The 1294-nt window shown below is 68.5% G+C and carries 1 protein-coding gene; it reads left to right on the forward strand.

From position 1 onward, the window contains the following. Window positions 1–372: 372 nt before the first annotated feature. A complete protein-coding gene (locus ADK52_RS08050; RefSeq protein WP_053689075.1) occupies window positions 373–909 on the forward strand; it encodes a DoxX family protein in 537 nt (178 codons plus the stop codon). Window positions 910–1294 lie beyond the last annotated feature (385 nt).

Raw genomic sequence — 1294 nt, forward strand, 5'->3', positions numbered from 1 at the left:
CGTCGCTTCGCGATGTCGCTGCGCTCCACCCTTGACTGACCGCCCCGCCCCGGAATGCCATAAGACTGCCGGGAAGCCCCCGAAGGATGGCCGGGAGGTTATCCGACCAGGAGCGGCCGCGTCAGAGATGCGGACCGGGACCTCCGGTTCATCGGCACCCAGCCCACCAGGACCACCAAGCCCGGGGCGCCCGAGGGCGCGTCAGATCGCTACGTGCTCCTCTCGGCATAGCTTCCGACGACCGTCTGGGGCCGGGCGCGGTCTGCGGCCGAACGGGTCGACGCCGGGGGCCGACGACGTTGCGGCCGGATCATTGCAGGGGAGCGTCATAGGGTGGCCGTCGCTCGCAGGCGACGGAAGAAACGGACGTTCATGGCGTACGAACGACGGGACCGCGAGATCTTTGGTGCCGCATCCGCAACCACCGCCACCCACGACGTCGGCCTGCTCGTGCTCCGGCTCGTCGTCGGCCTCACCATGGCCGGTCACGGCACGCAGAAGCTCTTCGGTTGGTTCAGCGGCCCAGGTTTCACCGCAACCGGCAAGGGCTTCTCGATGAGTGGCTACCCCGCCGGGAAGGCCATGGCGGCCATCGCCGGTCTCTCCGAGACCCTGGGTGGCCTGGGCCTCGCCCTCGGCCTGCTGACTCCGCTCGCCGGCGCGGCCTTGACCGGCACGTTCATCAACATTCTGGCCGTTCGGGGCTTGAACGCCTTCTTTGCGCCCAAAGGCGTGGAACTGGAGTCGGTGCTCTTCGCCGGGGTCATCTGCCTCACCCTCACCGGGCCGGGCCGCTTCTCCGTCGACCACTTCCTCCCGGTCCTACGCGAGTCGCGCCCCCGCTACTCCGTTCTCGCACTGGTGCTGGGAGCCGTAGTGGGGTTCGTCGTCCTTCTCATCCGTGACTGACCCACCTCCGCCCCGCCAAACACCACAAACAACCGGCAGTCGCGTCGTCGCACACCTGTCCCGGTCGTGGGCGGCCTATGTCCAGCCCCAGACGGTCGTCGGACGCTATGCCGAGAGAAGCGCGTAGCGATCTGACGCGTCCTGGGGCCCCATCGTCATCTCACCGCTGTCTGGTGTGGGTTGGCCCTGCCCGGGCCCCCGTCACCGGGTGGGCTTGGTGGTCCTGGTGCGGGTGAACAGGGAGGTCCCGGTCGGGATCTGTGATGCGGCCGTTCCTGGTCGGATGACCTCCCGGCCATCCTTCGGGGGCTTCCCGGCAGTCTTATGGCATTCCGGGGCGGGGCGGTCAGTCAAGGGTGGAGCGCAGCGACATCGCGAAGCGACG

The sequence above is a fragment of the Streptomyces sp. WM6372 genome, from assembly GCF_001279655.1.
Taxonomy (GTDB): Bacteria; Actinomycetota; Actinomycetes; order Streptomycetales; family Streptomycetaceae; genus Streptomyces.